A 4,328-nucleotide genomic window follows, 5' to 3' on the forward strand; every position below is an offset into this window, starting at 1 on the left:
ACGCCGGGCTGTTTTAAGCCCATCAAGCCGGCGGTGATGTCCTTACCTGAAACCATGTATCCCATTTTCTTGGCAAAAGCAGCCGCCGCCACCCCGCCCGCAAATGCGATATGGGGGCCGAAGAAAGGGCCGAAGGTGATGATACTGTGCCAGTCGAAAGTAGACCCGGACATGGCCGCAGCCACCCCCACAAATCCTAAGAAACCGCAGAATATAAAAGCGGGGAGGGCTCCGATGGCTGCCCCGAAAGCGCCGCCGCAAAAGGAAATCAACAAAAGGGTAGTATCGATATTCATACTATAAATTCCTCCTTTACCTCTCACTTTACCTGGCCTGCGCCTGTACCGCTTTCATTGCGGACTGCACTGCTGCTGTATCTCCGAAAAACCCGATGGTGTTAATATGCTGCGGGCAGGTGCCATGCAATTCCACTGCGCTTACCGATCCCGATTTGACCCCTACGTCGGCTAGATAAAATAGATTGGGCAAATCAGTCTGCACCAGTCCCACAGCATCTATTCGCTTGCCTTGTATTTCCTTTCTGCAATCCGGCGGCATCCTGCGCAACAGCATGGCCATGGTACTTGGTCGCGGGGCCTGAATCAGCCGCGTGATCAGCATGACATGTCACCTCCTTCCTTTCTAAAATGTCAGTTTGGGATGCGGTGAAGCAATAATCGATGAGGCCAGAACCACTCCTTCGTCAGCCAGTTTGTCGCAGGCTGTTTTTACCGCTACTTTTACCGCACTCAGCTCGCCGCACAGGTATACAAAAGCCTTGCCGCCCATACCGCGTGCCAGCCGGATCTCGATAAGGTGCACATTGGCTGCCTTGGCGGCCATATCTCCGGCCACCACGCCCGATGTAGCATCAACCGTTTCGATGATGCCCAGCGATCCTGTAACCTCCGCGCTGCTGGTTGCTGACAGTGCCGGTATCACCTCGGGATGGATATTGGGCAAAACGAAACTGGAGATGGCCAAAGCGGGATCCAGATTGACGCCCTTTTCCACGGATTCTTTTACGGCGCTGATATCCCCGGAAATGAGGGCCACAAACTTGCCCGGACACATCACCGTAGCCTGAATCAATTCCACCTTGCCGCCCTTTAGCATGACATCAGTGGCTTCCAAACCTTTGGCAATGCTCCGATATTCTATAAATCCTAACACCTGCTTCATGACCTGGCCCCCTTTCTAGCTGTTTGCTCGTTCTATTACGATCCGTTCTTGACTGCATTCGCTGACCCGGCCGGCTATGCTGGCAAAAATGCGGCTGCCCAGCTTGCCCCGGGGTATTTCGGCCACCAGTTGACCCATAGCCACCGCCTCTCCCGCCTTGACAACCGCTTCAGCAGGAGAACCGATATGCTGTTTTAAAGGCAAGACCACTTTATCAGGCTGCAGCTCTGTGGGGTAAAAGGGCGCGAAAGCCGCATAGCCCTTGAGGTTCAACCGCCTGATGAGCCGTTTGGTTGGTATGCGGCGGTAAGGGCGCATAGCATCAGGCTGGGCGGTTTTGCCCACGAAGGGATTTTTTATCCCCGTTTTAGTGACTTCAGCCTTGAGCAGCTGATTGACCCGGCGCGGTGAAAGCCCCATGGGGCACGCATACAAATCGCAGGCGCCGCATTCCGAACACAGTAAGGATTGAAGGGCCTTGTCCCCCTGAGCACCGCCATAGCTGGCCGCCAGGATAGTCTGATTGGGGTTGATGCCATAACCCAGCAGATTGCGCGGGCACAAATCAGTGCACAGACGGCATTGACAGCACATGGCCCGGGCCTGCCTTAAAATCGTGGTCAAAGGCTGGCTTTGCACCCCTATTACCGGGTTGTGCCGGGGCAATACCAGCAGGCCTTTGGTGGTTTTGGTTACCGGATGTTCAAGATCTGCCAACATGCGGCCCATCATGGGGCCGCCGTCGATTACGGCATAATCCGCAATCACAGCCCCGCCGGCCAGATCTATCATCTGCCTGACGCTGACTCCCAGCGGAACCCAAAAAGTACCGGGGCTGGCTACTGCTCCAGACACGGTCACCCATTTATGGGTGAGGGGTCGGCCGGCTTCAGCCTGAGCCAGGTTCCACAATGTCTCTACATTCATCACCACCACCCCGATCTCCAGCGGAATGCTGCTGTGGGGGATCAGCTTGCCGGTGGTTTCATACACCAGGACCACCTCATCACCCGCCGGGTAAAAGTCGCCCAGAGGCGCAATATACAAGGAGGCATAGGTTTTGATGGCTTCCTGCATGGCGGCAATCACTTCTTCATGTTTGGCTTTGATGCCTATGATGGCTTCCCCCGCGCCCAGATCCAGGCGTACCTTTTCCAGCATTCCGGCCAGCAGATCCGCGTCTCTGAGCATGATGTTCTGATCCACCGACATCAAGGGCTCGCATTCCGCACCATTTAAGATGACGGTTTCAACCCGGGCATCCAGTTTCACATGGGTGGGAAAGCCTGCGCCGCCTGCCCCGACTATGCCGGCTTGCCGCGCTATATCGGACATACGCTTGTTCATCGATTTTCTCCCCTCAGTGACTGTCCTATTGCCCGGCCGGCCCGGCATACTCATTCCAAACCGCAACTGCCGCCCGGGCGACTTCTATATCCTGTTCGACGCTGCCGCCGCTGATGCCAATGGCGCCCATTAACTTGCCGCCTTTTTTCAAGGGGAAGCCCCCTCCGAATATAACCAGGCGCCCCTGGTTGGTGGATTCTATCCCGTACAGGGGCTGGCCGGGCTGGCTGGCCTGGGCTAATTCATGGGTGGGCATTTTGGTGGCTGCAGAGGTAAACGCCTTGCCCCGGGCAATGTCGATACTGGCCAGGATGGCCTCCTCCTGGCGCTCCAACACCAAAAGGTTGCCCGCCGCGTCAACCACACAGGCTACTACCGGCAAATTCATGGTCTCAGCCCTCTCCTGGGCGGCAGCAATCATTTTCCTGGCCACCACCAGGGACATCCCACAGGAGGCCCCGTTCTCCAGGTGTTCCATAACCCGATTTTTAACGATCTGCACTAATTCCTCATCCCCTTCCACCCGGGCCATTACGAATAAGAGATCCGACAAACGGTTCAGGTATTGAGGAATCTCCTGCCGCAGTTCCTGGCTTTGGCGGAGGTCAATGATGAGGCGCTCGGCCCGCCTCACTATGGTGCGGGCCAGGTCCAGGCCGCCGCTCCCGGCGGTCCCGCCCGGCAATACCATACCGGTCAGCTTGGGCAGTCCGGCGGAGAGATCGTCGATTATATTTTCCAAACGGCGGATATCCGCCTCGCCAACCGTTTTGGGCAGCTTGGCGAGCCCCTTGGAAGTGCTGGCTACCTCTGCCGATATTACCTGCAGATCCTGTTGTATGCTCACTATGATTTCTTTTAAGCGTTGGCTTTGGATGAGGCCCCGGGCCAGGCCCAGACATGAGCTGGCTTCATCCAGGGTGCCGTAGCACTCCACCTGGGGGTCCGCTTTGGATACCCTTTTGCCCCCCCACAGAGAGGTCTCGCCTTTGTCGCCGCTGCGCGTGTAGACTCTCATCAGGTTCCCACCTCCCAGCTGTCAACAATGCCAACAATAGCGGCATTAACGGGAGAATTAGTATCATTGATAGCCAGGCGGGCCGAACTGCCTTCCACCACCAGCACGATCTCCCCGATTCCCGAACCCACAATATCCACTGCCACGTCCATCCGGCCGGAAACGGCGCCATCCAGGGACAGGGGACTGACAATGAGCAATTTCCAGCCTACCAGACGCTGGTCTTTTTTGGTGGCTACGATATGCCCGATCACTTTGGCTGCATACATGATCCCACTCCCTCCCGCATAAATCTGATCATCTCAAAATCTCAATACCGCGCTCCCGGGCCAGATCCTTAGCCATAGCGGTTACAACCGTATTGGGTCCGATTTTTATAGCCTTGCGCTTGCATACCGAGACATCTCCAGCGCTCAAAACCCGCAGGGTAAAGACATCCGCATCCTGAACAGCCGGCGCAACCGCCGCTTGGGCCTGGCCGCTCTGCTTAATGCCCACCCCCAGTACAGCCGCGCTTAAATCACCGGATTTAACCAGGGTTATGCCGAATTCGGCCAGCCTGTCGAGATTGCTCTTCAACATCTGTTTGAAAGCGGCATTGCCCAAATTCATGTTTATCTTGTCCCGGGCGGAGTCATAGGGATCGCAAGCATCGCACACCGCAAAGACCGGCTTGCCCCTCATAAGGGCGTATAAAGCCAGGGTGCCGACCAGATTGTCGGCGATGCCGTGAGCCAGTTTGGCAGCGGTATTCATGGTCAGCAGCGGTATGATCACCTTG

Annotated in this window: 7 protein-coding genes; all 7 read right to left on the reverse strand. The window is 56.3% G+C overall.

Annotation, left to right across the window (positions count from 1 at the left end):
- The coding region (locus tag B3W37_RS16145) for a DUF7973 family transport facilitator (protein WP_483176435.1) at positions 1–296 on the reverse strand (296 nt) is incomplete at its 3' end.
- A gap of 28 nt (positions 297–324) precedes the next feature.
- Complete coding sequence (locus tag B3W37_RS16150; RefSeq protein WP_483169708.1) at positions 325–621, reverse strand: BMC domain-containing protein; 297 nt, start codon at positions 619–621, stop codon at positions 325–327.
- Between the two features lie 21 nt (positions 622–642).
- Positions 643–1,182, reverse strand: coding sequence for a BMC domain-containing protein (locus B3W37_RS16155; protein WP_483169709.1), 540 nt, complete (start codon positions 1,180–1,182; stop codon positions 643–645).
- 15 nt (positions 1,183–1,197) lie between these two features.
- Positions 1,198–2,529, reverse strand: a complete 1,332-nt coding sequence (locus tag B3W37_RS16160) for a 4Fe-4S dicluster domain-containing protein (protein WP_483169710.1) — start codon at positions 2,527–2,529, stop codon at positions 1,198–1,200.
- A gap of 25 nt (positions 2,530–2,554) precedes the next feature.
- Positions 2,555–3,547: a cob(I)yrinic acid a,c-diamide adenosyltransferase gene (locus B3W37_RS16165; RefSeq protein WP_483169711.1), complete on the reverse strand. Its 993-nt coding sequence runs from the start codon at positions 3,545–3,547 to the stop codon at positions 2,555–2,557.
- Complete coding sequence (locus B3W37_RS16170; RefSeq protein ID WP_483169712.1) at positions 3,547–3,816, reverse strand: EutN/CcmL family microcompartment protein; 270 nt, start codon at positions 3,814–3,816, stop codon at positions 3,547–3,549. The genes B3W37_RS16165 and B3W37_RS16170 overlap by 1 nt, the downstream gene beginning before the upstream one ends.
- Positions 3,817–3,844: 28 nt before the next feature.
- Positions 3,845–4,328 (reverse strand): flavoprotein (locus B3W37_RS16175; protein ID WP_483176436.1); only part of this gene is annotated, 484 nt, incomplete at its 5' end.

This window comes from Syntrophomonas sp. UBA5494 (assembly GCF_002426325.1).

Bases quoted from the DNA above. Each gene is read 5' to 3' on its own strand.
- B3W37_RS16170 (WP_483169712.1), bottom strand. From the start codon at position 3,816: ATGTATGCAGCCAAAGTGATCGGGCATATCGTAGCCACCAAAAAAGAC.
- B3W37_RS16165 (WP_483169711.1), bottom strand. From the start codon at position 3,547: ATGAGAGTCTACACGCGCAGCGGCGACAAAGGCGAGACCTCTCTGTGG.
- B3W37_RS16160 (WP_483169710.1), bottom strand. From the start codon at position 2,529: ATGAACAAGCGTATGTCCGATATAGCGCGGCAAGCCGGCATAGTCGGG.
- B3W37_RS16150 (WP_483169708.1), bottom strand. From the start codon at position 621: ATGCTGATCACGCGGCTGATTCAGGCCCCGCGACCAAGTACCATGGCC.
- B3W37_RS16155 (WP_483169709.1), bottom strand. From the start codon at position 1,182: ATGAAGCAGGTGTTAGGATTTATAGAATATCGGAGCATTGCCAAAGGT.